This window comes from Trichocoleus sp. FACHB-262 (assembly GCF_014696035.1).
In the GTDB taxonomy this organism is placed as follows: Bacteria; Cyanobacteriota; Cyanobacteriia; order FACHB-46; family FACHB-46; genus Trichocoleus.
On record NZ_JACJPK010000017.1, the window covers coordinates 522423 to 548763 of the forward strand.

General features: G+C 50.4%; 27 protein-coding genes, 1 tRNA gene, 1 pseudogene and 1 other annotated feature. Of the genes and pseudogenes, 18 read left to right on the forward strand and 11 right to left on the reverse strand.

Going from position 1 to position 26341, the window contains the following annotated elements; translation table 11 throughout:
• Positions 1-91: 91 nt before the first annotated feature.
• Entirely contained in the window at positions 92-265 is a 174-nt protein-coding gene (locus tag H6F68_RS03435) for a hypothetical protein (protein ID WP_190556458.1), read from the reverse strand.
• Here H6F68_RS03435 and H6F68_RS03440 point away from each other — a divergent pair.
• The gene (locus H6F68_RS03440) at positions 264-1892 is read left to right on the forward strand and encodes an insulinase family protein (protein ID WP_190556460.1); all 1629 of its coding nucleotides are present in this window, start codon (positions 264-266) and stop codon (positions 1890-1892) included. The genes H6F68_RS03435 and H6F68_RS03440 overlap by 2 nt on opposite strands.
• A 66-nt stretch (positions 1893-1958) precedes the next feature.
• Positions 1959-3461, forward strand: coding sequence for a pitrilysin family protein (locus H6F68_RS03445; RefSeq protein WP_313930009.1), 1503 nt, complete (start codon positions 1959-1961; stop codon positions 3459-3461).
• Here H6F68_RS03445 and H6F68_RS03450 read toward each other — a convergent pair.
• Complete coding sequence (locus H6F68_RS03450) at positions 3458-3628, reverse strand: hypothetical protein (protein ID WP_190556462.1); 171 nt, start codon at positions 3626-3628, stop codon at positions 3458-3460. The two genes, H6F68_RS03445 and H6F68_RS03450, sit on opposite strands and share 4 nt — an antisense overlap.
• Positions 3629-3708: 80 nt before the next feature.
• Positions 3709-4839 (reverse strand): EndoU domain-containing protein, encoded by a 1131-nt coding sequence (locus H6F68_RS03455; RefSeq protein ID WP_190556464.1) that lies wholly within the window; start codon positions 4837-4839, stop codon positions 3709-3711.
• Positions 4840-5186: 347 nt separating this feature from the next.
• On the opposite strand from H6F68_RS03455, the gene H6F68_RS03460 reads away from it, so the two are divergent.
• Positions 5187-6536 carry an efflux RND transporter periplasmic adaptor subunit gene (locus H6F68_RS03460; protein ID WP_190556466.1) on the forward strand — a complete coding sequence of 450 codons (1350 nt, stop codon included), beginning with the start codon at positions 5187-5189 and terminating at the stop codon, positions 6534-6536.
• Between the two features lie 24 nt (positions 6537-6560).
• On the opposite strand, the gene H6F68_RS03465 is transcribed toward H6F68_RS03460, so the two are convergent.
• Both H6F68_RS03465 and H6F68_RS03470 read right to left on the reverse strand, forming a co-directional pair.
• Positions 6561-7550: an AEC family transporter gene (locus H6F68_RS03465; RefSeq protein ID WP_190556468.1), complete on the reverse strand. Its 990-nt coding sequence runs from the start codon at positions 7548-7550 to the stop codon at positions 6561-6563.
• Positions 7551-7699: 149 nt separating this feature from the next.
• The gene (locus H6F68_RS03470) at positions 7700-8962 is read right to left on the reverse strand and encodes an HhoA/HhoB/HtrA family serine endopeptidase (protein WP_190556470.1); all 1263 of its coding nucleotides are present in this window, start codon (positions 8960-8962) and stop codon (positions 7700-7702) included.
• A 368-nt stretch (positions 8963-9330) separates the two neighbouring features.
• Between H6F68_RS03470 and H6F68_RS03475 the strand changes: the two genes are divergently transcribed.
• Positions 9331-10095 (forward strand): alternative oxidase, encoded by a 765-nt coding sequence (locus H6F68_RS03475; protein WP_190556472.1) that lies wholly within the window; start codon positions 9331-9333, stop codon positions 10093-10095.
• A 1-nt stretch (position 10096) separates the two neighbouring features.
• Here the strand turns inward: H6F68_RS03475 and dusA are convergent, their stop codons facing one another.
• On the reverse strand, positions 10097-11080 hold the full coding sequence (gene dusA, locus H6F68_RS03480) for a tRNA dihydrouridine(20/20a) synthase DusA (protein WP_242065311.1): 984 nt from the start codon (positions 11078-11080) through the stop codon (positions 10097-10099).
• Here dusA and H6F68_RS03485 point away from each other — a divergent pair.
• Complete coding sequence (locus tag H6F68_RS03485) at positions 11079-11300, forward strand: hypothetical protein (RefSeq protein ID WP_190556829.1); 222 nt, start codon at positions 11079-11081, stop codon at positions 11298-11300. The two genes, dusA and H6F68_RS03485, sit on opposite strands and share 2 nt — an antisense overlap.
• Positions 11301-11397: 97 nt before the next feature.
• On the opposite strand, the gene H6F68_RS03490 is transcribed toward H6F68_RS03485, so the two are convergent.
• Entirely contained in the window at positions 11398-11880 is a 483-nt protein-coding gene (locus tag H6F68_RS03490; protein ID WP_190556475.1) for a hypothetical protein, read from the reverse strand.
• 388 nt (positions 11881-12268) lie between these two features.
• On the opposite strand from H6F68_RS03490, the pseudogene H6F68_RS28835 reads away from it, so the two are divergent.
• Positions 12269-12362: pseudogene (locus H6F68_RS28835) on the forward strand (S-layer homology domain-containing protein); the annotation flags it as partial.
• Positions 12363-12648: 286 nt separating this feature from the next.
• Here the strand turns inward: H6F68_RS28835 and map are convergent.
• Together map and H6F68_RS03505 are read right to left on the reverse strand one after the other, a co-directional pair.
• Positions 12649-13473 (reverse strand): type I methionyl aminopeptidase, encoded by an 825-nt coding sequence (gene map, locus H6F68_RS03500; RefSeq protein WP_190556479.1) that lies wholly within the window; start codon positions 13471-13473, stop codon positions 12649-12651.
• A gap of 105 nt (positions 13474-13578) precedes the next feature.
• Entirely contained in the window at positions 13579-16413 is a 2835-nt protein-coding gene (locus tag H6F68_RS03505; RefSeq protein WP_190556481.1) for a pitrilysin family protein, read from the reverse strand.
• A 417-nt stretch (positions 16414-16830) separates the two neighbouring features.
• On the opposite strand from H6F68_RS03505, the gene H6F68_RS03510 reads away from it, so the two are divergent.
• From H6F68_RS03510 to rplL, 11 genes are all read left to right on the forward strand, one after another.
• Positions 16831-17901, forward strand: coding sequence for a metal ABC transporter substrate-binding protein (locus tag H6F68_RS03510; RefSeq protein WP_190556483.1), 1071 nt, complete (start codon positions 16831-16833; stop codon positions 17899-17901).
• Positions 17902-17922: 21 nt separating this feature from the next.
• Positions 17923-18759, forward strand: a complete 837-nt coding sequence (locus H6F68_RS03515) for a metal ABC transporter ATP-binding protein (protein WP_190431215.1) — start codon at positions 17923-17925, stop codon at positions 18757-18759.
• Between the two features lie 27 nt (positions 18760-18786).
• Positions 18787-19644 (forward strand): metal ABC transporter permease, encoded by an 858-nt coding sequence (locus tag H6F68_RS03520; RefSeq protein WP_190431214.1) that lies wholly within the window; start codon positions 18787-18789, stop codon positions 19642-19644.
• 83 nt (positions 19645-19727) lie between these two features.
• Positions 19728-20090, forward strand: a complete 363-nt coding sequence (rplS, locus tag H6F68_RS03525; RefSeq protein ID WP_190431213.1) for a 50S ribosomal protein L19 — start codon at positions 19728-19730, stop codon at positions 20088-20090.
• Between the two features lie 92 nt (positions 20091-20182).
• Positions 20183-20255: transfer RNA gene (locus H6F68_RS03530), tRNA-Trp, on the forward strand.
• Positions 20256-20490: 235 nt separating this feature from the next.
• Positions 20491-20712, forward strand: a complete 222-nt coding sequence (secE, locus tag H6F68_RS03535; RefSeq protein ID WP_190431212.1) for a preprotein translocase subunit SecE — start codon at positions 20491-20493, stop codon at positions 20710-20712.
• A 50-nt stretch (positions 20713-20762) separates the two neighbouring features.
• Positions 20763-21356: a transcription termination/antitermination protein NusG gene (nusG, locus tag H6F68_RS03540; protein WP_242016747.1), complete on the forward strand. Its 594-nt coding sequence runs from the start codon at positions 20763-20765 to the stop codon at positions 21354-21356.
• A 7-nt stretch (positions 21357-21363) separates the two neighbouring features.
• Positions 21364-21789, forward strand: coding sequence for a 50S ribosomal protein L11 (gene rplK, locus H6F68_RS03545; RefSeq protein WP_190431210.1), 426 nt, complete (start codon positions 21364-21366; stop codon positions 21787-21789).
• Between the two features lie 68 nt (positions 21790-21857).
• Complete coding sequence (gene rplA, locus H6F68_RS03550) at positions 21858-22574, forward strand: 50S ribosomal protein L1 (RefSeq protein ID WP_190431209.1); 717 nt, start codon at positions 21858-21860, stop codon at positions 22572-22574.
• Positions 22575-22638: 64 nt separating this feature from the next.
• Positions 22639-22791: a sequence feature (ribosomal protein L10 leader region), on the forward strand.
• A 69-nt stretch (positions 22792-22860) separates the two neighbouring features.
• Positions 22861-23397, forward strand: a complete 537-nt coding sequence (rplJ, locus tag H6F68_RS03555) for a 50S ribosomal protein L10 (protein ID WP_190556485.1) — start codon at positions 22861-22863, stop codon at positions 23395-23397.
• A gap of 95 nt (positions 23398-23492) precedes the next feature.
• Positions 23493-23882 carry a 50S ribosomal protein L7/L12 gene (rplL, locus tag H6F68_RS03560; protein WP_190431207.1) on the forward strand — a complete coding sequence of 130 codons (390 nt, stop codon included), beginning with the start codon at positions 23493-23495 and terminating at the stop codon, positions 23880-23882.
• Positions 23883-24010: 128 nt separating this feature from the next.
• Here rplL and H6F68_RS03565 read toward each other — a convergent pair whose 3' ends face one another.
• Both H6F68_RS03565 and H6F68_RS03570 read right to left on the reverse strand, forming a co-directional pair.
• A complete protein-coding gene (locus H6F68_RS03565; RefSeq protein WP_190556487.1) occupies positions 24011-24550 on the reverse strand; it encodes a GIY-YIG nuclease family protein in 540 nt (179 codons plus the stop codon).
• 21 nt (positions 24551-24571) lie between these two features.
• Complete coding sequence (locus H6F68_RS03570) at positions 24572-24895, reverse strand: hypothetical protein (protein ID WP_190556489.1); 324 nt, start codon at positions 24893-24895, stop codon at positions 24572-24574.
• A gap of 429 nt (positions 24896-25324) precedes the next feature.
• Here H6F68_RS03570 and H6F68_RS28840 point away from each other — a divergent pair, with 429 nt between their 5' ends.
• Positions 25325-26317, forward strand: coding sequence for a YsnF/AvaK domain-containing protein (locus H6F68_RS28840; protein ID WP_242065312.1), 993 nt, complete (start codon positions 25325-25327; stop codon positions 26315-26317).
• Positions 26318-26341 lie beyond the last annotated feature (24 nt).

The following is a 26341-nucleotide window of genomic DNA, read 5'->3' on the forward strand; positions in this document are numbered from 1 at the left end:
ATGCTAGCCAGCAGAAAGCCCAACCAAATGGCTGGGCGGAACGTCACGCAAACCTAATTGCTATTTCTAGCTTCGCTTGATCTCGCTGAAGTTACGGGATTCGGCGTTGTAAGTTATCAAATCTTTTCACGGCGATCGCAACAGTATCAGTCAAAACATCAGTAAAAACCGAAACTGGGTTTTTGGGCCGAGATGCGGCGGAAACGAACGAGATGGCTGAGCAGTCTTTATCCTGTAGATCAGTGCTGTTCGCTTCAAAGTTCATGATTCAGTTCAATCAAATTTTTCGAGTTTTGACATCGCTCGTCAAACCACAGCCGATCCCACGGTTAGGACCGCGCCAGTGGCCACAAGCGATCGCGATCGGTTTGGCTAGCCTCCTGCTGAGCTGCGCCATGTTACCTAGTGGAGCCTTTGCGGCTACCCCGCAAACTGAGGCGAAGACTCCTGCACCTGCTCCCTCGATTCAGCCCTATCTGGATCGAGTCATGGATCGGGTGACTGAGTTTCGGCTTGACAATGGCTTGAAGTTTATCGTGCTGGAGCGGCACCAAGCCCCGGTGGTTTCGTTCCTCACCTATGCCGATGTAGGAGGAGCCGACGAACCAGATGGCAAAACTGGAGTCGCCCACTTTCTAGAACATTTGGCCTTCAAAGGTACACAACGCATTGGCAGCAAGAACTATCGGGCAGAAAAAGCAGTACTCGATCGCCTAGATACCTTAGCCAAACAAATCAAGGCTGCTGAAGTTGCAAAAAATTCAGCTAAAGTGGCGCAGCTCAAGCAAGCTTTTGAGAAGGCTGAGGCTGAAGCAGTCAGCTACGTTCAACAGAACGAGTATGGCCGTATTGTCGAGCAAGCCGGAGGAGTGGGCCTCAACGCCACTACCTCTTCAGATGCCACCCGCTACTTCTACAGTTTTCCAGCTAACAAGCTAGAACTGTGGATGTCGCTGGAGTCGGAGCGCTTTTTAGAACCCGTGTTTCGTGAGTTCTACAAAGAAAAAGACGTGATTTTGGAAGAGCGGCGGATGCGGGTGGACAACTCACCGATCGGCCAAATGATCGAAACTTTTCTAGATGCTGCCTACGACAAGCACCCCTACCGTCGGCCTGTCATCGGTTACCCGGAAGATCTGAAAAACCTGACGCGCCAAGATATTGCCCAATTTTTTGACACTTACTATGTCCCCAACAACCTAACCATTGCCGTGGTGGGGGATGTGAATCCGTCAGAAGTAAAACGCTTAGCCCAAACTTACTTTGGTCGTTACAAAGCTCGCTCTGCTCCACCTAAGCTAGCTGTCGTGGAGCCACCCCAAACCAAAACCAAAGAGGTGACGGTGCGCTTACTCTCACAGCCTTGGTATCTAGAGGGTTATCACCAACCCGCAATGAACCATCCCGATCATGTGGTTTATCAGATGATTGGTAGCATCTTGAGTGACGGACGCACTTCGAGGCTTTACAAGTCATTGGTAGAAAAGCAGCAGATTGCGCTCTCGGCTCAAGGATTTAGCGGTTTTCCCGGCGACAAATATCCCAGCTTGATGCTGTTTTATGCCCTGACTGCCCCCAACCATACTGTTGATGAGGTGGCAACCAGCTTGCGCTCAGAAATTGAACGGCTGAAAACAGAACCCGTCTCTGCGGAAGAACTCGATCGCGTCAAAACTCAGTCACGCGCTGGCTTACTGCGATCGCTCACCTCCAACTCTGGCATGGCCAGCCTACTGTTGGAATACGAAGTCAAAACGGGTAGTTGGCGGAATTTGTTTGAAGAATTGGATGCGATCGCGGCAGTCACGCCTGCTGATATTCAACGAGTGGCCCGGGAAACCTTCCGCCCCGAAAACCGCACCATCGGACGGCTATTACCTCAAACTTCATAACTACCTGATGGCCGTTCTTCGTCTTATGTTCAGTTTTATCCATAGCCACAGGAGGCTCGATTGATCGTGCGGCAGTTTCAGTTGCCTAAAGGCAGCCTTGGCAGAAAATTTGTGCGTCGTTTGGCCGTAGGGTTCGCTTTCCTCACGCTGCTCCTTCTAGCATTGAGGCCTGCGCCTGCCTCAGCCCTCACCGCCAAACACTACACCGAATTAAACTTTCCTCCCCTACCAGAAGTTCAAATTCCCCAGTACAGCCGCTTTCAACTCAAAAACGGCATCATTGTGTACTTGATGGAAGACCATGAGTTGCCCCTCGTCAGTGGGACGGCTTTATTTCGCACAGGCGATCGCCTAGAACCAAGCGATAAAGTAGGTTTAGCCGGATTGACCGGGACTGTCCTTCGCACTGGAGGCACTCAACAGCATCCCGCCGATGCCCTGAACCGACGCTTAGAACAACTGGCTGCTTCTGTAGAGACAGGCATCAGCGCCGCCTCAGGCAGTGCCAGTTTTGACGCCTTGGCAGAAGACTTGGGAGAAGTATTTGGTTTATTCACTGAGGTTCTGCGTCAGCCCACCTTTGCCCAAGACAAACTAGATCTCGCTAAAACTCAAACCAGAGGCGGAATTGCTCGACGCAATGATACTCCCGACGACATCGCGGGTCGAGAGTTTGAACAATTGCTGTATGGAGAAACTAGCCCCTACGCTCGGATTGTGGAATACGCCACCCTCGACAATATTTCGCGGGATGATGTGTTGAGCTTTTACCGAACTTACTTTCACCCCAACAACATGATTTTGGGCGTTGTCGGTGACTTTGACAGCAAACAAATGCGATCGCTAATTCAGGCCAAGTTTGGTGATTGGCAAGCTACGCAACCAATTAAGCCGACTTTACCAACAGTCACTCAGGCGAATCAGGGCGGGGTCTTCCTAGTTGATCAACCGCAATTGACCCAAAGTTATGTGCAAGTGGGGCACTTAGGCGGCCAACTCAATAGCCCCGACTATCCAGCCCTAACGGTGATGGATGGCGTGCTGAATGGCTTTGGTGGACGCTTGTTCAATCAGGTGCGATCGCGCCAGGGCTTGGCTTACTCGGTCTATTCAGCTTGGAGTGCTCGCTACGACTATCCAGGCGTATTCCTAGCAGGGGGACAAACGCGATCGGATGCCACCGTGCCCTTTATTCGGTCGGTTATGGCAGAAATTGAGCGCATTCGCACCACTCCTGTTTCCACCCAGGAACTCGCTTATGCCAAGGACTCAGTGCTCAACTCGTTTGTGTTCAACTTCCAAGACCCAGAACAAACTCTCTCGCGATTAATGCGCTATGAGTACTACGGCTACCCAGCAGACTTTATCTTCCGCTATCAGCGCGGGGTGGAAGCAACCACCAGTTCTGATGTGCAGCGAGTGGCTCAAAAATATCTCAAACCAGAGAATATTGTGACGCTAGTGGTGGGTAACGCCAAAGCGATCGCACCACCATTAACGAGCCTCGGCCCCAAGGTCAAAGTCACTCCCATAGACATCACTATCCCAGAACCCAAAGCTGCAAGCTAGCAGTAGCCTGTGATAGAGGTGTCGGTAGGGGTAAAGCATTCAGCCGTTGAGCTAGAAGCAAAGACTATCGAGCTAGAACTGAATGCTTTACCCAGCCCAAAGGAGTTGATGAGGCACTGTTGACTGCGATCGCCCTCAAAGGGTTTAGCATTTGGTTGGGCACTCATTCACGTTTCTGGCTCCCCAACTTGGGTCAAATGCTAAACCCTAAAAGCTTTATGACTTCTCCTCACCCTAAAGATGCACCTTAGCTACGGCAAGGTCTGCCGCTGGGTGTGGCATCGGGATAAAAGGTAACAATGGCATTGCGATCTTTGACGAACACGGCTTGGTAAGATTTGCCCGTGGGCTGGTCTTGAACTTGATATAAGCAGGCTCCCTGAGCGTTGCCCCGGGCTTTGAAGGCTTTCGTTGCGTCTAATAACATCTCTTGAGCATCGCTGATTAGCGGGTAGCCTTTGATCGTATCGGTCCAGGTTTGGTTGCCTCGCTTAACCACCACTCCTAAGGTATAAAGCACGCCGGGCTCTACTTCTTCGCGGTTGAGGTTGTTACCTAAGCGGCCCCCTATCTTCTCGTTTTGCAATTGTAGGTAGCGACCGACAAAGTGTAGCCCACCAATTTTCTGTGGGCCTTCTAGCTCCCCGCAAAAGATATGTTCGAACCCACCCCGATCTGACCAGGCTGCTGTGAGATCATCGAGAAATTCTGCTTGCGTGTTCCGTCCAGGCAGAAGTTCACCCCCCACAGCGGTTTGAATTTGACGCAGCACCTCAGGATGATTAGCCATTAGCTGCTTGAAGCGGTTGGCATTGACTGTACTGCCAATGGGGCCACAGGTTTGCAACACGGCTTGGTCAAAGGCGGTCAAGCTAGGTGCTGGTGGCGTAATATCGGCGGGGCGACCTGCGGGAAAGCGATGTACTTCTAAGTTGTTGGATTGATCAAAGAAGGGAAGCAGGGCTGTGCTGCTAGGATTGGAGGGACGAGTTCTCGTCTCACTAGTACTGCCATTTGGGGCATTGCTATTTGGGGTATTGCCGTTAGCAGCCGAACCTGCTTGGAAGGTGCCGCAGTTAGCACTAACCCAACGGCGCTCAGGATTAGCATTGGGGACTTTGATTAAGACAAATCGCCGCTCGGCGCTATTAAATCCAATTACTTGATAGCGTTGATTCTGCGCTACTTGGATATTGCCTGGGTTGGGGCCATTGATCGCTCTGGTGGCTGGGCAGGTCTGAGTGATGATTAGAGTTCCGGATTGCAGCACTTGAGCTTGGGCTGGAGCGATCGCTAGATTGCTGATAGCCAGACTCAACAAGACAGCTCCAAGCGCCAAACTAGCGGTAAAGGGAAGTTGATTGATCTGTCGTTTCATAAATAAATTTCAGTTAAGTAGACGAACACGCGCAAGAATTTTCTGCTCACCATTTTCTATCTCTCCGGTTCTTCCGTAAGCATGCTTAAACTAGCTCAAGAATTAGATGGGTTAACTCACCAGCTAGGGTGAGCAACAGGGCGATCGCTAGCCTGAGCCTGCGGCTTTACTCCCTTTAGTAGGATGAAGTAAGGCCCCATCAATGCCAGGCTAAGATATGTCACACTTTGTAATATTGCGCCCTAGCGTATGGCGATGTTGCACCTTTTTATTTCGTGCTTTCTCCATGCTGGGCGCGACCTTGTCTCTGTGGTTATTTTGAGCGGCTACTTCCTAGGAGCATTTCCATGCAACTGCCCATAATTGGCAAAGTTGAGAAACCGGCCCCCTGGATCATGGGGCTAATTGTGGCTGGAGTGCTAGGTGTTTCCGGAACTGCATTCCTCGTAAACCGAGCCGCAGCTCCCCGAGAAGATATTTCCGAGTTGACTGTGCCTGTGCAAGCTGAAAATTTGCGGGTCCGCATTACTGCTAACGGCACGCTAGTCCCCATCCAAAGCGTCAATCTCAGCCCCAAAGCAGCCGGGATTGTCAAAGAGCTTTATGTCGAGCAAGGCGATCGTGTGGAAGCAGATGAGGTGGTTGCCCGAATGGATAGCAGCACCTTCCAAGCAGAGCTAACTCAGGCGCAGGCAAATTTATCTCAAGCTCAAGCTAACCTAGCCAAGGCTCGCGTTGGCAATACGACTGCTGCGATTGGTCAGGTACAAGCCAGCGTGGCCCAAGCCGAAGCCCAAGTGCGTGAAGCTGAAGCTCGACTAGCTCTGGCCAGCGATCGCGTCCGCCGCAACGAAAGTTTAGCCGCAGAGGGAGCCATTTCTCGCGATCGCCTGGACGAAGTGATTAGTGAAGCCGACCGAGCCAGAGCTAGTGTCGAACAAGCCCAAGCAGGCGTGCGAGAAGCTAGAAGACGTCTAGAAGATTTGCAAAACGGCTCGCGTCCAGAAGATATTGCCGTGGCCGAGGCGCGAGTCCGGGAAGCGGAAGGCCGAGTTCAAGCGGTGCAAACTCAGATCGACGATACGGCTGTGCGTGCCCCTTTCGCCGGAATCATTACGCAGAAGTACGCCACAGAAGGAGCGTTTGTCACCCCCACCACTTCCGCTTCTACTAACTCTTCCGCCACTTCTACCTCAGTCGTCGCCCTCGCCAGTGGCTTAGAAGTGCTGGCTGAAGTGCCTGAAGTAGATATTAACCAAGTGTCAGAAGGTCAGGGTGTGGAGATTGTGGCCGATGCCTTTCCTGATCAAGTGTTTCAGGGCAAAGTCCGCTTGATTGCCCCTGCTGCGGTTAAGGAGCAAAATGTGACTTCTTTCCAAGTCCGGGTCGCTTTGGTGACGGGGAAAGATAAGCTGCGATCGGGCATGAATGTTGATCTCACCTTTTTAGGCAAACAGTTAGACCAAGCCTTGGTCGTTCCGACAGTCGCGATCGTGACTCAGGAAGGCCAAACTGGGGTCTTAGTGACCGATGCCAAGAATCAACCCATCTTTAAGCCTGTCACCATTGGCCCTACCATTGGCAACCAAACTCAGGTTTTGCAAGGGTTAGAAACAGGTGAAAAAGTGTTTGTCGAGTTACCAGAAAACAAGAAGCTAGAAGACTTCACCAAAACTAAAGGCGACCAGAAAAAATAACTAATAAGAAATAACTAACGGGTGCTAGCTAAACCAGGTCAGCCAGAGTGGTAGCACCAACAACAACCCGATAAAGCTGAGGGCAATACTACCTGTGAGCAACTCGCGATCGAGATTATAAACCTCCGCCAAAATCAGCACCGACAACCCTGTGGGTGTACCCGACATCAGCACCAAAACCAATCGAGGTACCCCTGTCACACCAAAGCATGTTGCCCCTAGTCCCACCAACCCAGGCACAATCAAAACTTTTAGCAGGGTAGGCAAGATAGCACGTTGGAGGCTGCGCCAGCCTTTAATAGAACCGAGACGTAGCCCGACAAGTAACAAAGCACTAGCCATCACGACCCACACTGCTTGATCCAAGCCAGTCGCGATCGCCTCTGGTAGCACAATTGAACGGGTGCTAAATCCTAAGAAAAAAGCCCAGGTACTCGGAACGGTTACTACATCCCGCAACTGAATCCACCAATGATTCTTGGTTGCGCTGTGGCCAAAGTAGCTAGCAATAAATACAGCAATGCCATAGTTGCCCGCCACGTTGCTAGTGACACTAAACAACACTGCCCAGCCTAAATCGTCGATGCCAAACAACACCTGGGCCAGAGCCAAGCCGACAAAACCCGTATTCCCCAACATCGCTGCCAAAATAAAGCTGCCGAGCGTCGCTCTGGGAGATACAGTGGCACTGATAGAGGTTGAGGTGATTGGACTCGGAGCTGAGTCAGCAGTAATTTCTATGGAGCTAGATTGCCTTTGTGCAGTCCACCAAAAAATTAAGGATAACCCCAAGCTCAGCAACAACACCCCAACTGCTACCGCTGGAATGAAGCCAACGCGATCGGACCACTCAGTTTGTCGTCCGAGCACCAGTAACTGTAAAGGCACCCCCACCCAATACAAGGCTTGCCCCAACAACTGAGGAAACCGCTCAGGCACGAACCGGAGGAGCAATAGCCCTAACCCTGGCCAAATCAGCAACGGAGTGTAAGCACGGAACAGGGTATCCAGCATAAAAAGGACTCGGTAGGGCTATTGAACCGTAGTTGGTTACCAGGCTGACCACTCCCAAAACCCCTCGCCGCTCCAGAGAGGAACTTTGAATTTCTCACCCCTTGTCAGCCAGGGAAGGGGTTGGGGCTTAAGTTTCAAGGTCATTTTATTTAGGAACGAGGCGCATCTTGCAAATCTCCCGGTCGGATGGATAGTTGCTGAGTTTGTTCACCCCGCTGTAATTGCAACTGTAAAGGCTGATTGACCCGACTTTTTTCGACCGATCGCTGCAATTGCTCAGCAGTTTTGACCGATTGGCCATCCACAGCAGTAATTACATCACCCCGGCGTAAACCTGCTGCTGCCGCTGGGCTATTGGGCATCACCTGCATCACTAAAACGCCATTCACTTCTGGAACTGTAAAAGGCGAGTTGGGGTTGCGGTTAGATTCCTGCGCCAGTGCTGGGGTAAGGGTGAGCAAGCGCACTCCAATGTAGGGATGGGGTACCTTGCCGCCGCGAATCAGCACATCTTTGATCGCTTTGGCTTTATCGATGGGAATGGCAAAACCAATGCCTTGAGCATCGGCGCGAATGGCGGTGTTAATTCCAATCACTTCGCCGCGATCGCTCAGCAGCGGTCCTCCAGAGTTTCCGGGGTTGATGGCTGTATCCGTTTGGATAAAGTCGAGGCGCTTATCGGGAATGCCCACTTGGGCGCTGGAACGGTTGAGGGTGCTGATGATGCCCAAGGTGACGGTGTTATCCAGCCCTAAGGGGTTGCCGACGGCGATCGCCCAATCCCCTACCTGTACATCGCTAGAGTTACCCAACGGAGCCACAGGCAGATTTTGGCCGTTGATTTTCACCACTGCTAAGTCAGAGGGTTCATCAATGCCGCGCACTTCTCCCTTGAAGGTCCGACCATCCTTTAGCGTCACGCTAACCGTATCTGCTCCACTCACAACATGGGCATTGGTCAAGAGAATGCCATTGCGATCGATGATGAAGCCAGAGCCTTGACCGCGTTGGTGATATTCCTGCGGGGCGCGGGAGTAGCCATCGCCAAAGAAGGGGCTAAAAAAAGGATCATCAAAATAGGGATCGGCGGGACGAGTGGTAATTGTGCGATCGGTGTCAATCCGCACCACGGCTGGCCCGACTTGATTCACAGCAGCAGCCACAAAATTCCGGCTGGTTTCTTGGCTAGGCGCGATATTAGGGGCGATATCGGGGGCGATCGCAGGAGCAGGAGCTTCCACGGTAGCAGGGTTGATCTGCGTGGCTTGATTGATCAGCGCTGAAACCTTGGGAAGCCAAGCTGAGGGAAAAGTCCACAGCACAGCCAAAGTCAAAGCAACGCTCAACACAATCACCAGGGCGTAGCTACTAATTTGACGAAGCGGAAAAAAGCGTTGCTCCGAGGACGACATCACAATTCCTCCAGGTTCTTCGATCGCTTATTAGAACTGCAAAAACAAAATCAAGATATGACAAAACACTCGGTGTGACCATGACACCCCTAACGCAGCAAACGCTGTTGCAGCCCCAACGTTAATTATGCTCTGGTAGCAGCATAATTTTTACCTATTTTGGGGCTAGGGATGATGACGGCAACGGCCAAGCATCTACCCTCGTATTCTAATTTTTCCACCCGTAAAACTTGAATATTTCACGGCCTATCAGCGCTCTGTATCCGGAAATACCAAAACTATTGCATGACAGCCTGAGTTCCTTCCTAATATTGATGCGAGTTACGGTTCCATCAGTTTCATAGAAGAAGCTGTAGAAATTTCGCTTTATGATTCGCCTGCTGGTCAACTTGCTGGTCGCTGTGTTGAATACCTTCTATAGAGAGGACGATGGCCCTGATTTATCAGTACAGGTCTACCGTCGCTTTTTCGTGCTGGAAACAGTAGCGCGGGTGCCCTATTTTGCTTATCTGTCAGTGCTGCATCTGTACGAAACGATGGGCTGGTGGCGCAAATCGGATTGGTTAAAAATTCACTTCGCTGAAGCTTGGAACGAGTTGCACCATCTCCTGATTGCGGAAGCACTGGGGGGCGATCGCTTTTGGCTCGATCGATTGCTGGCGCGAGCAGGGGCGTTTGTCTACTACTGGATTCTAGTGCCTGTCTATATGATTTCACCACGAACCGCTTATCACTTTATGCAGTTGGTGGAAGAACATGCCTACCAGACTTACGACACCTTTTTACAAAAACATGAGGCGGCTCTCAAGGCCGAGCCCGCACCTGAAGTTGCCACCAAGTACTACTTGGAAGGTGATATGTACCTGTTTGATGAGTTTCAAATGTCGCTGGGTTCGGAGCAGCGCCGTCCCCAAATTGAGACGCTCTATGATGTGTTTGTGGCAGTGCGAGATGATGAGCTAGAGCATGTCAAAACCATGATTGCTTGCCAGCAAACCGACGCTCAAGCAACCTTCCAAAGCCCGCACAGTGCTGAGAAGCTTGCTTTACCAGAAGCTACGCAGGTGGCGATCGCAGAAACGACACAGCAGCTCGTGAAAGAATCCCCGGCTGAACCTGTCGAGATTGGGTAGATCAATCACTACCTGAATGGCTTACCTCTGCAAGCATCCTAGCGGTTGCGCCTTTGGATACCAGTGCTAAAGCTTCACGGACGACTTCAGAGCCAGCACCTGTGAGACAAGAATTTTCTGTGAGATGTCGTTTCCAAATTCGGCTTCCTGGTTGCCCCGCAAACAGTTGCAGCATGTGACGGGTAATTTTGTGGAGTTTCAGACCTTGAGCCGTCCAAAAATCAATGTAGGGCAACATCGCTTCAGCCACTTCCTGAGGAGTGGGAGGGGTAGTTTCTTCGCCGTAGATGAGGCGATCGCTTTGGGCAAACAGATAAGGCTGATCGTAGGCGGCACGACCGATCATCACTGCATCCACCGATCGCAATTGTTCTTGCACCTGCGCCAGGTTAGTGAAGCCGCCGTTGATCTCAATGAATAGGTGAGGAAATTCTCGCTTCAGTCGATGCACGTCTGCGTAGCGGAGGGGGGGAATATCTCGGTTTTCTTTGGGACTGAGTCCTTGCAACCAAGCTTTGCGAGCATGGACGGTGAAGCGCTCACAACCTGCGGCAGCAACCGTTTGGACGAACTCCACCATATCTTCGTAGCGATCGCGATCATCAATGCCGATGCGGTGCTTGACGGAGACTGGAATGCTGGATGCATGCATCATCGCAGCGACACAATCAGCGACTCGTTCCGGTTGGGCCATCAGGCAAGCACCAAAGTTACCATTCTGGACACGATCGCTGGGGCAGCCCACGTTGAGGTTGATTTCGTCGTAGCCTAGGTCGGCGGCAATTTGGGCACAGATAGCAAGGTCTTTGGGGTTATCTCCGCCCACTTGCAGCGCTAAGGGTTTTTCTTCGGGGGAAAAGGCTAGTAATCGTTCGCGATCGCCGTGCAGGATTGCGGAACTCGTCACCATTTCGGTGTACAGCAGGGTTCGCTGGGTGATTTGCCGCATGAAGTAGCGGAAGTGGCGATCGGTACGATCCATCATGGGGGCGACGCTGAGGGGGTTGCCGATGGGGGCGCGATCGCGGTGGGGTGAGTTGGTTACGGGTGCTGTGCTGAAAGCGGTCATTGGTTTGAGGGATGTTTCCTCTGGTTTTTCATCTCTGCTGAAGAGCCGAACCCTTGGGGGCGCTTGCCCCCAAACCCCCGCTGAAGGACGGCTGCGTCCTCCAGACCTCCTCCAGAAAGGTAAGGCTTTGTTCTAGTTTCTGAATCCAGTCTCCCCTAATACTGAAGAAACCTGCTCAAAGTCCCCCAGTATTGGGGATTTAGGGGGAAAGATAGGGAGGTTTAGCGAGTTATTTAAGCTGTAGCAACGGCTTTGTCTGCTTCGCGGGCTCCTACGGCTAATACTAAGCATAGGGCGGCGATCGCGGTTTGCCATTCTTGGCGAACGCTGGTGTCTTCTACATCATCAAATAAGCTGACTAACCGTGGGATGGAGCGTTCCATTGCGGGACGGGGCACGGGTTGGTGCAGTTCGACTAAGCGGGTTAAGCTTTCTTGGTTGTTGAGGAAGTTAACCACCCAGCGAGTGGCATGGTCGGGGCTATCTGGCACCCGCTGCACATCTAGCTCTGTTTTCAACCAGATATAGAACGGGGGCAGGTTCTCTGCTAAGACTTGACCTGCGGTGGGTAAGGTTTGCCGTAGTAGCTCAACATTCAGGCTAGCTAGCTTTTGTTGAACTGCGGGGTTCGCCAACAACTGGGACAAGTTGCAGGCTAGCAAAGCTTCAACATCAGTAGTAGCAAGATTGAGGTGCTGGGCAAAAGTATTTAACATGATCAATTCTGACAGGAACTAAACTACGACTGACTCATGGAACTGCTGAGGCGCAAAGACGGCCTCGCGGCATCTACGTATCTTCAGCACTTAAGCACAAAGTACAACGAAAAAGGTCAGTATAAATGTGGGACTAGGGCCAGTGGTTTCCGACCACGACAAGATGATGGGAACTCTCGGCCTCCAATCAAATTCTGATGAGATAAGGTGGAATTAGTGGGAAGGAGCAGCAGCGATGTCTAGAGTTGCGTTTGTCGGTCAAGCAATCAGGTCTTCTTTGGGAATAGCGATCGCATTAGGAGTAACAGCGATCGCCTCCTTGCCCAGCCAAACTTTAGCTCAAACTGCGCCTGCGAATGCTCCTAGCAGCAATCCACAACCTCAATCTGGCTGCATTTCTGGATATCCGGATGGCACCTTTCGCGGCGATCGCCCGGTGACTCGCTACGAATTTGCGGCTGGCTTAAATGCTTGCCTGAATAATATCGAGCAGCAGATTCCGACAAACCGCGCTAACTTAGCGACTAAGGCCGACTTTAGAGCATTGATTGAACGGCAACGGGAGCTAAATGCTCAGGCCAAAGATTTATCGAGTCGCGTTGATGGTATTTCTACCAAGACCATGACTCGGCCTCGTCAACCACTGAGACACGGCCCCAAGCTATAGACTCATCAGGTTATAGAGCCATAAAAGAGCGATCGCCCTCCAGAAACCTAGTCGCAAGCGATCGCTTTCCTATTGGTTCGTCTAAAGATTCGTCTGAAGTTTTAGACTTTGGTGCGATCGGTGAGGATTTCGTAGCCGTCTTCAGTCACCAAAACGGTGTGCTCAAACTGGGCTGAGAGGGAGTTATCTACCGTCACCACGGTCCAGCGGTCTTGCAAGGTGCGGGTGACTTTGGAGCCAGCATTCAGAATCGGCTCGATCGCTAGGGTCATGCCTGCCCGCAGCTTTACATTGGGCATTTGGCGAGTGCGGAAGTTAAATACAGAAGGCTCTTCGTGCAGGTTACGACCTACACCATGCCCGGTGTAGTCTTCTACGATTACGAAACCGTTCGCCTCAACGTGGTCTTGCACCGCACCCGCCAAGTCCAGCAGGTATTTGCCCGCTTTGACCTGCTCAATGCCCTTGTAAAGTGCTTCTTCAGCTACTCGGATTAACTTAGCTGCGTCCGGGGTCACTTCTCCCACACCAATGGTGATGCAAGAGTCGCCGTGAAAGCCTTGAAAGTAAGCTCCGGTGTCAATCTTGACCACATCTCCAGTGCGAATCACCTTTTTGGCGTTGGGAATCCCATGCACCACTTCGTTGTTGATGCTGGAGCAAATGGAGGCAGGGAAGCCATGATAGCCCTTAAAGCTAGGAGTAGCTCCCATTTCTCGAATCCGCTTTTCTGCATGAGCATCCAAGTCAGCAGTTGTCATCCCCGGTTGAATAATTTGGGAGATTTCTTTCAACACGGTCGCGACAATTTTGGCTGACTCCCGCATAATCTCAATTTCGCGCGGAGACTTAATCTCGATTCCCCGACGTTGCTTAACACGGGGTGGCTGAGACGCTTGAGGAATCAAATTGCTGAGGATGTTCATGGAGATCGAGGAGTACTGATAGGAGCTGATCTTTAGATCTAAGTTAACCCAATTTGCTCTAGGACAGCAGAGCGATCACTGTCCTAATTCTGCTGTCCTAATTCTTTAGCGGGCTGCTGCGGCTGGTGCACCTGCGGTCACTACCACTAAGCGATCCGGTTGGAGCAATTCTTGGATGGCTTGGTTCACTTGTTCAACGCTCACGGCTTGAATCTTGTCGCTAAACTGCTGCAGCTCTTCCCGCTTGAGACCGTAAACCTCATTCAGCAGAATTTGCTCAGAGAGAATCTCAGGGTCAGCCAGTTCCACCGGATAGCCACTGGCTAAAGATTGCTTCGCGATCGCGACTTCAGAGGCACTGACTCCCTGCTCACGCATTTGGTTCAGCAAAGCCAACGTGCTATCGATCGCCTGTTGGGAGTCTTCAGGTGCAGTTTGCATGGAGATCAAGAATGGTCCTGCCGAGGTGCCAGCCTGGAAATAGCTATAAATGCCGTAGGTCAGTCCTTGGCGATCGCGAATTTCTGTTCCGAGTCGGCTAGAAAGCGTACTACCTCCCAAAATCTCATTTAGCACTAAAGCTGCGTAATAGCGGGGATCTTGGCGATCGATCCCTTGGTAGCCCAAGTAAGTGACTGATTGGGTTTTTCCGGGCAAAGGAGCCGCTGAATAAGTCGATTTTTGGGGAGCAGGCACGGTTGGGAAATTTAGCTTCGGAGCTTGCCCCGCCGCTTGCCAAGTTCCCAGTTGTTGCTTCAGGAGCGATCGCACCTGGGCGGGGTCAAAGTTCCCGACTAAAGCCAAAACGGTTTTGTCCGGTCGATAATGCGTGCGATAAAACTGCACTACATCCTCACGGGTAATTTGCCTCAGGCTTTCAGGGGTAGGGAAGCTGTGGAAGGGATGATTGGCTGGATAGATGGCTTGCTGAAATTGGCGACGACCCAGAGAGCGGGGATCATCTAATTGCTCTTGCAAGTCGCTCAGAGCTCGCTGCCGACTTAACGCCACCTCATCAGCAGGGAAGGAAGCATTTTGTACGACATCGGCCAAAGTTTGCACCAGCAAAGGCAGATCGGTTGCTAGGCTATCGCCATCAATCGTTACCCCTTCGCGATTGGTATCAAAGGCTAAGTCAGCTCCGCGATCTTCCAGCGTTTCAGCCAACGTCAAGGCATCTTTGGTTTTGGTGCCGTTCATCACGTTTTCGGCAGTGAGATCAGCCAATCCTGCTTTCTCGTTGGAGTCGTACTCAGTGCCAGCGGCAATATGACCACTCAGCGTAACCGTTGGCGTGCTGGTGTCTGGTAGCAAGAGGATGCGTAAGCCATTGTCCAGCGTCACTGCTTCTGGCAAGGCTTGGCTGTTCTTAGAGGTCGTTGTCTCTAAGGGGGGTAGATATCGCTCTAGTTCCGCCGGATCAACGGGTTTGCCCGCACCAAGATTTTCGGTCGTTTGGGTCGTCCCCGCTCCAGTCCCTCCAGTGTCTGCTTGCAGTTGAGTCGGTTCAAAGAAGCCAACGGTACGGCTAGCTGGCTGGAAATAAGTCTTGGCGACACGCTGCACATCCGCTGCACTGACTTGAGCGATCGCGGCCAACAACCGATCGCTATAACGGTAGTCTCCCGCGACGCTTTGGTCATCGGCCAACTGCATCGCCTGACTCGTGACATCACGGTTTTGCAGCAGTCGGGAAGCGCGTAGTTGGTTTTTAGCTCGCTGGAGTTCTGCCTTGCTCACGGGCTTATCTTGGAGATTGGCGAGCGATCGCTGCACAACTCGATCAATTTGGTTCAGCTTTTTGCCAGGGGCTGCGGTCACAGACAAGCTATACCAGCCAGAGCTGAGTAAGTTAGCAGCATAGCCACCCGCTTCACTGGCTAAACCGGACTCCACCAAAGCTTGGTACAGACGAGAGCTACGGCCTCCGGTCAAAATGTAATCCATGACCTGAAGCGCAGGCACATCCGGGTGGCTCAAATTAGGCAGCGGATAAACTGCTTGTAGCAGGGATGCACTTCCAGGCTCTCGCAGCATAATCGGTGCCTGAGGAGCGGCAGGTTTCGGAGTCGTTGGGGCGATCGCTGGTACGGGTTTTGCGGTCCCCAGCCTCTCCTGATTCGGAATTTGTCCAAACGCTGATTTAACAGCTTGCAAGGTGGGTTCAGTCTCAAAATCTCCCACAATCACGAGTGTGGCATTGCTAGGACTGTAGTATTTGCGGTAGTAGTCTCGCACCTGATCAACTGTAAAGCTCTCCACATCCGCTTTAGTGCCGCCAATCGTCAAACCATAAGCCTCTTGGGGAAATGCAGCTTTCCGCACCGCTCGCTCTAAACGGTAACCTGGTTCATTTTCATAGCCTTGCAACTCCGAGACCACCACTCGCTTTTCACTCTTGAGCTGTTCAGGATTAATCAGCGCATTCTTCATTCGGTCTGCTTCTAGAACTAGCAGCGCTTGCAGCTTGTCTCGCTCTACAGTGCCAAAATAGGCCGTCTGGTCATAGGAGGTAAACGCATTAGACTGACTGCCGAGCGCGCTAAACAAACGCCCAAACTGAATCGGGCGATTGTTGGTTCCTTTGAACATGAGGTGTTCCAGCAGATGGGAAATCCCATTGAGACCTGCTTGTTCATCCCGCGAACCAACCCGATACCACACTTGCACGCTGACCACAGGAGCGGTGTGCAGTTCTTTAGTTAAAACCGTTAAACCGTTACCTAGGACAGTTTTTCTTACCCCTTGAGTCAAGGAAGCAGCAGGCATGACACTAGAAGACGACTTCATATCAGGCTTAGTCTTAGCATTAGGAGTGGCAGAAACGGTGGGAAGTGCCAAGGTAGCGGCAGTTTCACTTGAAATCAATAAAACCGTAGTTAAGCAAAGGGCGAGTAAAGCAGGCCCGGTAGCGCGACGCACAAAAGCTGGCAATGACATGAGAAATCACGATGCAATAATTGCACTAATTACGAATCGCCTTAACTGAAAATTCAGCTAGGTAGGGCTGCGTGAGCCTGACATCTACTCTAGTTCACTTCTCCTACACTCAGCCTGAGGCAATCTAATCAGGCAATTGCGATCGCTTTTCCCCATCGCTGCGCTCTTCCTCGCCGCGCTTTTCCTCATAACTCAAACTAAGGGGAAGTCAGGCCATTGTGACTAACTTGACACGAAAAAATAACATTGCTTGGATCTCTTCACCTAAAGTCTTTCTTTAGAGAGATTTTAGGCAAAACAAAAGCAAATTTATTCTTAAAAAGCGAAAAATTAGCGCTCAGATGCCCCAGCGGGGCATTGCTTGTTTAAGCAAGCTAAAGCTCTAATTCTCTATGCCCCCCGTGAAGGAAAGTCAGGATGAAGCCCTTTGTCGTTCTGCCACTGCTGAGTTTGCTACTGCTAGGCTGCAACCCAACTCAGACTGCCACTTCTCCTAGTTCAGCCCCTGCCAACTCCTCTGCTCAATCTAGCCAGTCGAGCGATCGCCAGTCTCAAGATAAGCCAGTTGTGATCACCACGGTGGCTCCTTTGACGAACATCGTCAGCAATATTGCGGGCGATCGCGCTGATGTTAGAGGCATTGTTCCAGAAGGAACCAACTCTCATACCTTTGAACCTCGTCCCTCCGATGGTGAGTTGATCAAGCAAGCTGATTTAGTTATTGCGAATGGTTTACAGCTAGAAGTCCCTACCTTAGAGTTGGCTGAGGCTGCTAAGCCCAAAGAGACGAAAATCTACGAAGTGGGTACCAACACCATCACCCAAGACCAGTGGATCTTTGATGCCAGCTTCCCTAAAGCAGGCGGTAAGCCCAATCCGCACCTCTGGGTCAACCCCAAATATGCAGCGGCATATGCTCAGCAAGCTACTGATCAACTCACCGCTCTAGATCCCGCTGGAGCTGACTACTACGCCGCCAACCTGAAAAGCTATCTACAACGCTTAGACCAGCTCGACCAAGTCACCCGAAAAGTGGTCGCCAGCATTCCACCCGAAAATCGCAAACTCTTGACCTATCACGATTCTTGGGCGTACTGGGCCCGTGAATATGGGGTTTACATAATTGGTGCCATTCAACCCTCCGACTTCAACGAACCTTCCGCTCAGGATGTCGCTAAGTTGATCGATCAAATTCGAGCTACCCAAGTCCCTGCTATCTTTGGGTCGGAAGTATTTCCTAGCAAAGTGGAAGAGCAGATTGCCCGCGAAGCCAATGTCAAAACCGACAATACCAGTGATGATGACCTACCGGGTGAAGGCTCGGCCAATGCGATGGAAAATACCAATCCTGAACACACCTACATCGGCATGATGGTCGAAAACCTCCGTATCCTAGCGAAGAACTTAGGCGGTGATCCGAGCCTGGTAGATAGCCTGGAAACGGCCAACATTGTCGGACCAACCGCCACCGCTAAAGCCAAGCCATAAGCAAGCCATAAGGTAGAAAGCATGCAACCTTTGCTGGAAGTAAAACATCTTGCCTGTGGCTATCAAAGCCAAACCATTTTTACAGATGTCAGTTTCACTTTGTACCCAGGCCAGTTTTCAGGGTTAGTGGGGCCTTCAGGCAGTGGTAAAAGTACTTTACTCAAGACGATTGTGGGATTGCTGCGTCCTTGGTCAGGAGAAGTTTGGTATCGGGGACGCCGCTTAAAACCAGGAACTTCCCCCATCAAGGTAGGCTATGTTCCTCAGGTAGAGACAGTAGATTGGGGTTTCCCTGTCACCGCAGAAGAAGTGGTGATGATGGGGCGTTATCGACAACAAAAGATTTGGCCTTGGCCCTCTGCTTGCGATCGCGCCAAGGCCAGAGAACTACTCAGCCGAGTTGGCATTGAGCATGTAGCGCGTCAACCCATCGGTGAACTATCCGGCGGACAGCAGCAACGAGTGTTTCTAGCGCGAGCGCTCGTGGGCGATCCCGAAATCGTTTTACTCGATGAGCCAACCAGCAGTTCCGACTTGCATGTGCAGCACGAGCTACTACACTTGTTAGCCGAGTTGGGACAACAGGGCTTAGCCATCTTGATTTCTACCCACGACCTCAATTCGGTTGCCACGCACCTGCCTTGGGTGATCTGCTTCAACCACGGCCTGATCTGCCAAGGCCCACCCAAAGACGTTTTCACGCCCGAAAGCTTGGGGAGAACCTTCCGAGGTGAAATGGTGGTATTTCGACAAAATGATCGGATTTTGGTTGCCAGTGGAGCCACCTCCTTGCTGCACGAAATGCAAGCCAACCTGCCTCCCGCCCTCTACAAATCTCTACCTTCTAAATCTGTCTAATTTCTTGCCCCAACGTCTGGACTGACTATGGAGTTCCTGCTCAAACCTTTTCAATACGAGTTCTTTGGTCGAGCCATGTGGGTCGGGATGATGGCAGGGCTGTTGTGCGGTGTCATGGGAGTCTATATCACCACCCGACGCATGAGTTACATCGCCCACGGTTTATCTCACGCCATTTTGGGAGGTGCTGTAATTACTTATGTTCTAGGCTTCAACTTCTACATCGGCTCCGGAATCTGGGGGTTTGGCACTGCCCTGCTGATTCAATACCTCACGGGCCGCAAAATCTACTCTGATGCCGCGATCGGTATCGTCACCACCGCTAGCTTTGCCTTGGGCGTTGCCGTTATCAGCACCTATCGCAGCTTCACTCAGAGTTTTGAAGCCGCTCTTTTCGGCAACGTTTTGGGCATTACGCCTACAGACCTGTGGGTCGTGACAGCCGTGACGGTGCTCTTGCTCAGTCTAGTTTTCATCTTCTACCGACCCTTGCTGTTTTGGTGCTTTGACCGGGAAGTAGCGAAGGTGCATGGCGTACCAGTCTTTGCAATGGATACGCTGTTTGCCCTGATGATGGCAACGTTACTAGTGGCGACTTTACAAGTGTTGGGGGTAACTTTAATCATTTCAGCCGTCGTGATTCCTGCTTCGATCGCTCGCCTCTTAAGCAATCGCTTTGGCACCATGATGCTGCTCTCCGGCGGATTGGGAGCCGCGATCGCCTTTGTGGGTATCTACATTAGCTACTACTTTGACATTGCTTCTGGAGCCAGCGTCGTCTTGCTCTCCACCCTAGTTTTTAGCCTCGTTCTGGGGTGGACCCGTTACCAACAACGCCAAAAACGTTATTTGCCCTCACCGCTGCATGCGGAAAAATTGCAGTAAGCAAAGCAATTCTAAAAACAAAAAACTAGACCGAAAGCCCTTCTTCGAGTTACTATTGGAGACTGTGAGTTTTTTGAAAACCTATGAACGCGCAGGAAGTTATCCGCTCAATAGAAGCGGAGCAGTTAAAGACGAATCTCCCTGACATTTATGTGGGCGACACCGTTAAGGTGGGCGTCATCATTCAAGAGGGAGGAAAAGAGCGGACTCAGCCCTATGAAGGTGTAGTCATTGCCAAGCGCAATGGTGGCATCAACGAAACGATCACGGTGCGTCGCGTCTTCCAAGGCGTGGGTGTAGAGCGAGTGTTTCTAGTAAACTCTCCTCGCATTGATAGTATCAAGGTGATTCGTCGAGGCAAGGTGCGCCGCGCTAAGCTATACTACTTACGCGGTCGCGTTGGTAAGGCAACTCGCATTAAACAGCGCTTCGATCGCGCCCTCTAAATCAAGCTCAGCCGCCACCGCTCTAAGGTTGACGCAACGCAGCTTTAGAATTACAATGCAAAAGCTGAGCGTTGAGCCTGAGCTCAACTTGGGCGCTCTTAGTTCAGTTGGTAGAACGCAGGTCTCCAAAACCTGATGTCGGGGGTTCGAGTCCTCCAGGGCGCGCTGGATGATTACCATGACGGTTCTACTCGGAAGTATCTCCTTAACGGGTGAACGGGGGCTAAAACCACCTGCTTTCGGGTAGAATTGTTGTTTGGGCGATCCACCGAGCATTGTAATTGAGTTCCTACTTTGGGCGAAGCAACAGTGCATACTTGCTTGCAGATTTCTTGAGCAGGGTTGCCCAACTTTAAGCGGGAAACCGCTCATAGCTGCACTGATAGGGGAATAGGCAATTGTGGCCAAAAAAGACGAAGTAGAAACACAAGAGAAAAGTTCAGGATTTGATGCAGTTGGTTTCTTCAAAGAATCCAAAGAAGAGCTAGATAAGGTTGTTTGGCCAAGTCGTCAACAGCTCGTCAGTGAATCCTTAGCAGTACTGCTGATGGTGACCCTATCCGCAACCCTCATCTACTTGGTGGACAACTTCTTCGACTGGGTCGCAGGAAAGGTGTTTTGATGACTTCTGCATCGGATGAATCATACAACTCCATCGCACCAGAGGCGAATATGGAAACCAATGAAGAGTCATTTGATCCGAATGCTTCTCATTGGTATGCCGTTCAGGTCGCTTCTGGTTGTGAAAAGCGGGTAAAAACCAACCTGGAACAGCGAGTCCAAACGATGGATGTCGCCGAGCGAATTGTCCAGGTAGAGATTCCTCAAACTCCTGCTGTCAAGATTCGGAAAGATGGCAGTCGACAAAATTCGGAAGAAAAAGTTTTCCCTGGCTATGTGTTAATTCGCATGGTCATGGATGATGAAACTTGGCAGGTTGTCAAGAATACCCCGAATGTGATTAACTTTGTCGGCGCTGAACAAAAGCGTCGCTATGGACGCGGACGAGGCCACGTGAAGCCCATGCCACTGGGTGCGGCAGAAGTGGAACGCATTTTCAAGCGCGCGCAAGAGCAAAAGCCAGTCATCAAGATTGACATGGCAACCGGAGATAAAATTCTGGTGCTCTCAGGTCCTTTCAAAGACTTTGAAGGGGAAGTGATTGAAGTGAGTCCAGAGCGGAGCAAGCTCAAAGCCTTGCTTTCCATCTTTGGGCGGGACACTCCTGTCGAACTGGAGTTTAATCAGGTTCAAAAACAGAGCTAGAAGATAAATGGCAAAGAAAGTAGTTACGGTCATTAAGTTGGCCATTAACGCAGGCAAGGCGAACCCTGCACCCCCGATCGGCCCTGCGCTCGGTCAGCATGGTGTCAACATCATGATGTTCTGTAAGGAATATAACGCTAGAACTGCGGACCAGGCAGGCCTAGTGGTTCCTGTAGAAATCTCTGTTTACGAGGATCGCAGTTTTACCTTCATCCTCAAAACTCCTCCTGCTTCTGTGCTTATTCGCAAAGCCGCAGGTGTAGACCGGGGTTCTGGTCAACCCAATACTAAAAAAGTTGGTTCGATCACCCGCTCTCAATTGCGAGAGATTGCTCAAACGAAGCTGCCCGACTTAAATGCTAACGATGTTGATGCTGCCATGAGAATTGTGGAAGGCACTGCACGTAACATGGGTATTACGGTCGGCGACTAGAAATCGAGTATTAAACAATCAATTACGGGGGAGAAGCAGCGCTTCGTTAAATACCCCAGGAGAAGAAAATGGTAAGAAAGGTATCGCGTCGGCTCCAAGAGCTGAACAAAAAAGTAGAAGAAAGAGCGTATGAGCCGTTAGAAGCGCTCAACCTCTTGAAAGAGACAGCAACTGCGAAGTTTACAGAATCAGCAGAAGCACACATTCGTCTCGGTATTGATCCCAAATACACTGATCAGCAACTGAGAACCACTGTGGCTTTACCCAAAGGCACTGGACAAGCGGTTCGGGTTGCGGTCATTGCCCGTGGTGAAAAGGTAGCTGAAGCAAACAACTCTGGCGCTAATATCGCTGGCTCGGAAGAGTTGATTGACGAGATTCAAAAGGGCATGATGGACTTTGATGTCTTAATTGCAACGCCTGACATGATGCCTCAAGTGGCTAAATTAGGTCGCTTGCTTGGTCCTCGGGGTTTGATGCCTTCTCCTAAAGGTGGTACAGTTACCTTTGATTTAGGTCAGGCCATCGGAGAATTCAAAGCCGGGAAACTGGAATTCAGAGCTGACCGGACGGGAATTGTCCACGTTCTTTTTGGTAAGTCTGACTTTTCAACCGAAGATTTGCTGACTAACTTAAAAGCCCTGCAAGAGACGATTGACCGCAACCGTCCTTCTGGTGCCAAGGGTCGTTACTGGCGATCGGTCTTTGTTTCTGCAACGATGGGGCCTTCAATCGAAGTAGACATCAATGCTCTCCGAGACTTGAAGCTGACTGACGTAGCTTAAGGTTAGTCTTGCATCAAAACAAATTCTCCAGAGTGGAGGAGCAACAAGTTTTACCCAGAAGTTCCCAATTGAATCAACAAAGCCAGAGACAGCAGGCGCAAATTGCTTAATCTCCTGCCGAGGTTTTAACTCTACTAGTAATTGGTCAGTCTAGTTTTTGAAGACCAACCACTGTAGTGTTTAACCCGGCTCAACGTCCGGGTTTTTTTCTGGCTTACGTTTGTCTTGATGAGGGGACGGGTTAAAGTTTGGCATTCTGCGTTTTTTTAAGGAGGTGATATCAAGTATGGGTAGAACGCTAGAAGATAAGAAGGCAATTGTGGCGGAACTCAAACAACAGTTGAGCGAGGCCCAACTTGCGTTCGTGATCGACTATAAGGGCCTGAGTGTTGCTGAGATTACTGATCTACGGCGACGTTTACGTCCAAAAGGCGCGACATGCACAGTAACTAAGAATACGCTGATGCGGATTGCGGTTGACGGGGATGAAACCTGGCAACCGATGACTGAACTTGCATCTCAGTCTTCTGCCTTCTTGCTAGTGAAGGACGACATTGGCGGTGCCATCAAGGCCTACCAAGATTTCCAAAAAGCCACGAAGAAGACTGAGCTTCGCGGCGGTGTGATGGAAGGTCGTGTCCTCAGTGCTGAGGATGTCAGAGCGATCGGTGACTTACCGTCTAAAGAACAGCTTATTGCTCAGATTGCTGGGGCAATCAATGGTGTCGCTACCAAGCTGGCTGTCGGTATCAACGAAGTTCCTGGCTCTCTGGCTCGTGCCATCAAGGCTGTGTCTGAGAAAGACGACCAACAAGCTGCTTAATGCTTTTTGTTTCTGGATTTTAGATTTTGGATGTTTACCAAGTTCTAACTTTCCTAGCCCAACGGTTTACGCAAAAAATTTTTAGGAGTTAACTCATGTCTGCTACAACTGACCAAATTCTGGAACAACTAAAGTCTCTGACCTTGTTAGAAGCAGCTGACTTGGTGAAGCAAATCGAGGAAGCTTTCGGTGTTAGCGCTGCTGCTCCCGCTGGTGGCATGATGATGATGGCTGGCCCCGGCGCTGCTGCTGCGGAAGAAGTAGAGGAGCAAACCGAGTTCACTGTCAGTCTTGAAGAAGTTCCTGCTGACAAGAAGATTGCGGTTCTGAAAGTGGTCCGCTCTCTGACAGGCTTAGGCTTGAAAGAAGCGAAAGACCTCGTTGAAGCTGCACCTAAGCCCGTTAAAGAAAACGTGGCTAAGGCTGATGCTGAAGATGTGAAGAAGCAACTCGAAGAAGCTGGTGCTAAGGCAAGCATTAAGTAAGCAGTCATACTGCTATTTGAGTTGTCTCAATTAAAAAGGAGCCTAAATAAACTAGGCTCCTTTTTTTGGGATTTTCCTGATAAGGGGCGATCGCTACACCTTTAGCTTTCTTGAAAATTCGGATCTAATTATTTGAGATCTAATAAACCTGTTTCTTTTAATTTGGGGTTAAAGCGAATCTGCATTTGCACGCCTCTGCTTTGTAATTCTGCTAAGACTTGTTCTTCCACTCGTCTGGCTACACGCTTGAGTAGCTTTACTTGAGTTATTTCGTCAGCTTCCCGGTAATCAGTCTGTTCTTCCTCGGTCATAGTTAGCTTGGCATCAATTGGCTGATTCCAAAGATTTTGCTCCTCAGCATTACCAATAGGCGTAGTACCATTTTCTGCAATCCAGGCATCTCGGATGGCTTCTAGAACGGTACGGTTGGGGCGATCGCTCGTCTGAACTTTGAACCAGTAACACGATTGCGGACGACGCACTAAATGTTGCTGAAGACTGAGATAAATATCACGAGAATAACCAATAAACTGTAGGAGTTTCACTTGGTCAAAAATAGCATAGACGCCTACTTTACCTTGGTACTGGTCATTCACTTGACCCGCATCATCGATGTAGGCAATATATTCTAGGTCGGCGAGAACAGGGATATTAGTTGTGGAAGTCATACTCTGCTCAAGGAGATAGTTTTATTCAAGTTTGTGATAAACCGCACATAAGCGGGTAGGCCGAAAAATTTTAGCGTTAAACATAAAATTAGGAGGCACATTCACAATCACATAGTCATTAGACTCATGATACTTTTCAAATTCGTGGGGCATTCCTTTAGGAGTTGAAGTGCTATAAGGCACAGGTTGAAATAATAATTTCGTAAATTCTACTTGCTGGCACTGCGACTGTTGCGAAACTTGCTGCAAAAAAGTTTCATTTTGCAATAGGTTAAATAAACTCTCTTGAGCAGCTGGCTCTAGCTCAAAGCTGCCATCGAAATGTTCAAGAACTTTTAGACCCATGATTAACAAAGAATTAATAAACGTTTAACTACAGAATAAGCTGGCGATCGCCTCTTATCACTCTACAGAATTGAGGCTACTTCAGGGATAAAAAACCTAAGTTGTAAATTTGCTTGAGGCTATGAAATTCTGATATTGCTGTCGTCAAAGCCATCTAAACTCTCAAGATTAAAAATCGTAAAGTTTCTTTATCTATTCCCCTCTCAAATCACTCTGCTGGAAAGTACCTATAGCTGGAGATTTTCCGGCTCGATCGGGTTACATCGAGTGGATTTAGATCTGACTTAAGCCATAAAAATTTATCAAAATCCCCTAAGTCTTACTTGAGGTATAAAGCCCTGCCAAAACCACCGCCTAGGCTGGGAAGGTGGCAGTAAAACAGAATTTAGGTCTGTTGTTTGCCAACCATAAGAAAACAGGAGGAAAAATATGGCTGATTTAGACAAAAATAAAAACCATGATTTGAATCAAAAAAACGACACCCATGAGCCCGATGCAAATCGTGATCCGCTCTCTGGTCAACCTGGTGCTCACCCCGTAGGCACTGGCATTGGTGCCGCTGGAATTGGGACAGTAGGTGCAGTTGTGGGCGGTGTGATTGGTGGTCCAGTAGGTGCAGTTATCGGTAGTGCAGTTGGAGCAGTCGCTGGGGGTTTAGTTGGTAAGAGTGCAGCTGAATCCGTTGACCCTACTGTAGAAGACGACTACTGGCGCAACAATTACAACTCTCGGCCTTATGTGGAACCAGGCCACACGTATGACGATTACAAGCCAGCCTACCAGACTGGGTATGAAGGATATGGTCTGCATGCCAACACCGGGAGAAAGTTTGACGAGATTGAGCCAGACTTACGGAACCACTATGAAACGCGTCAGGGTAATGCAGGCTTAGGTTGGGATAAAGCCAAGCATGCCGCTCGTGATGCGTGGGACAAAGTTGAAAATAAAGTGAAGGGTTCTGACAGCGGTGATCGCGACATTTCTGGTAGCAATCTAACTGACCGGAATCTGTCTGCCCAAAACACTCAGCAAGTGAATCTGTACGAAGAAAGACTGATTGCTGACAAGACCCGCGTCAAAACTGGGGAAGTTAACGTGGGCAAGCGTGTAGAAACCGAAACTACCCGAGTTCAAGTTCCAGTTGAGAAAGAGCGGATCGTTGTAGAGCGTACGACTCCCACAAATGCAGGAACTGCTGTTCCCGCTGGAGAAGCTGATTTCCGCGAAGGAGAAGTAGCTCGAGTCGAGATCTACGAAGAGCAAGCTGACATCCATAAGGAAGCAGTGCTGCGGGAAGAAGTCAAGATCCGCAAAGAAGTAGAGCGTGATACCGTGCAGGCGGAAGAGCAAATTCGCCGCGAAGAACTCGATATTGACGACCAAGGTCGTGGAATTATCGATCGCTCCAATCCTCGCATCTAACTCAGCGCCTAGTGAAGGCTGCGT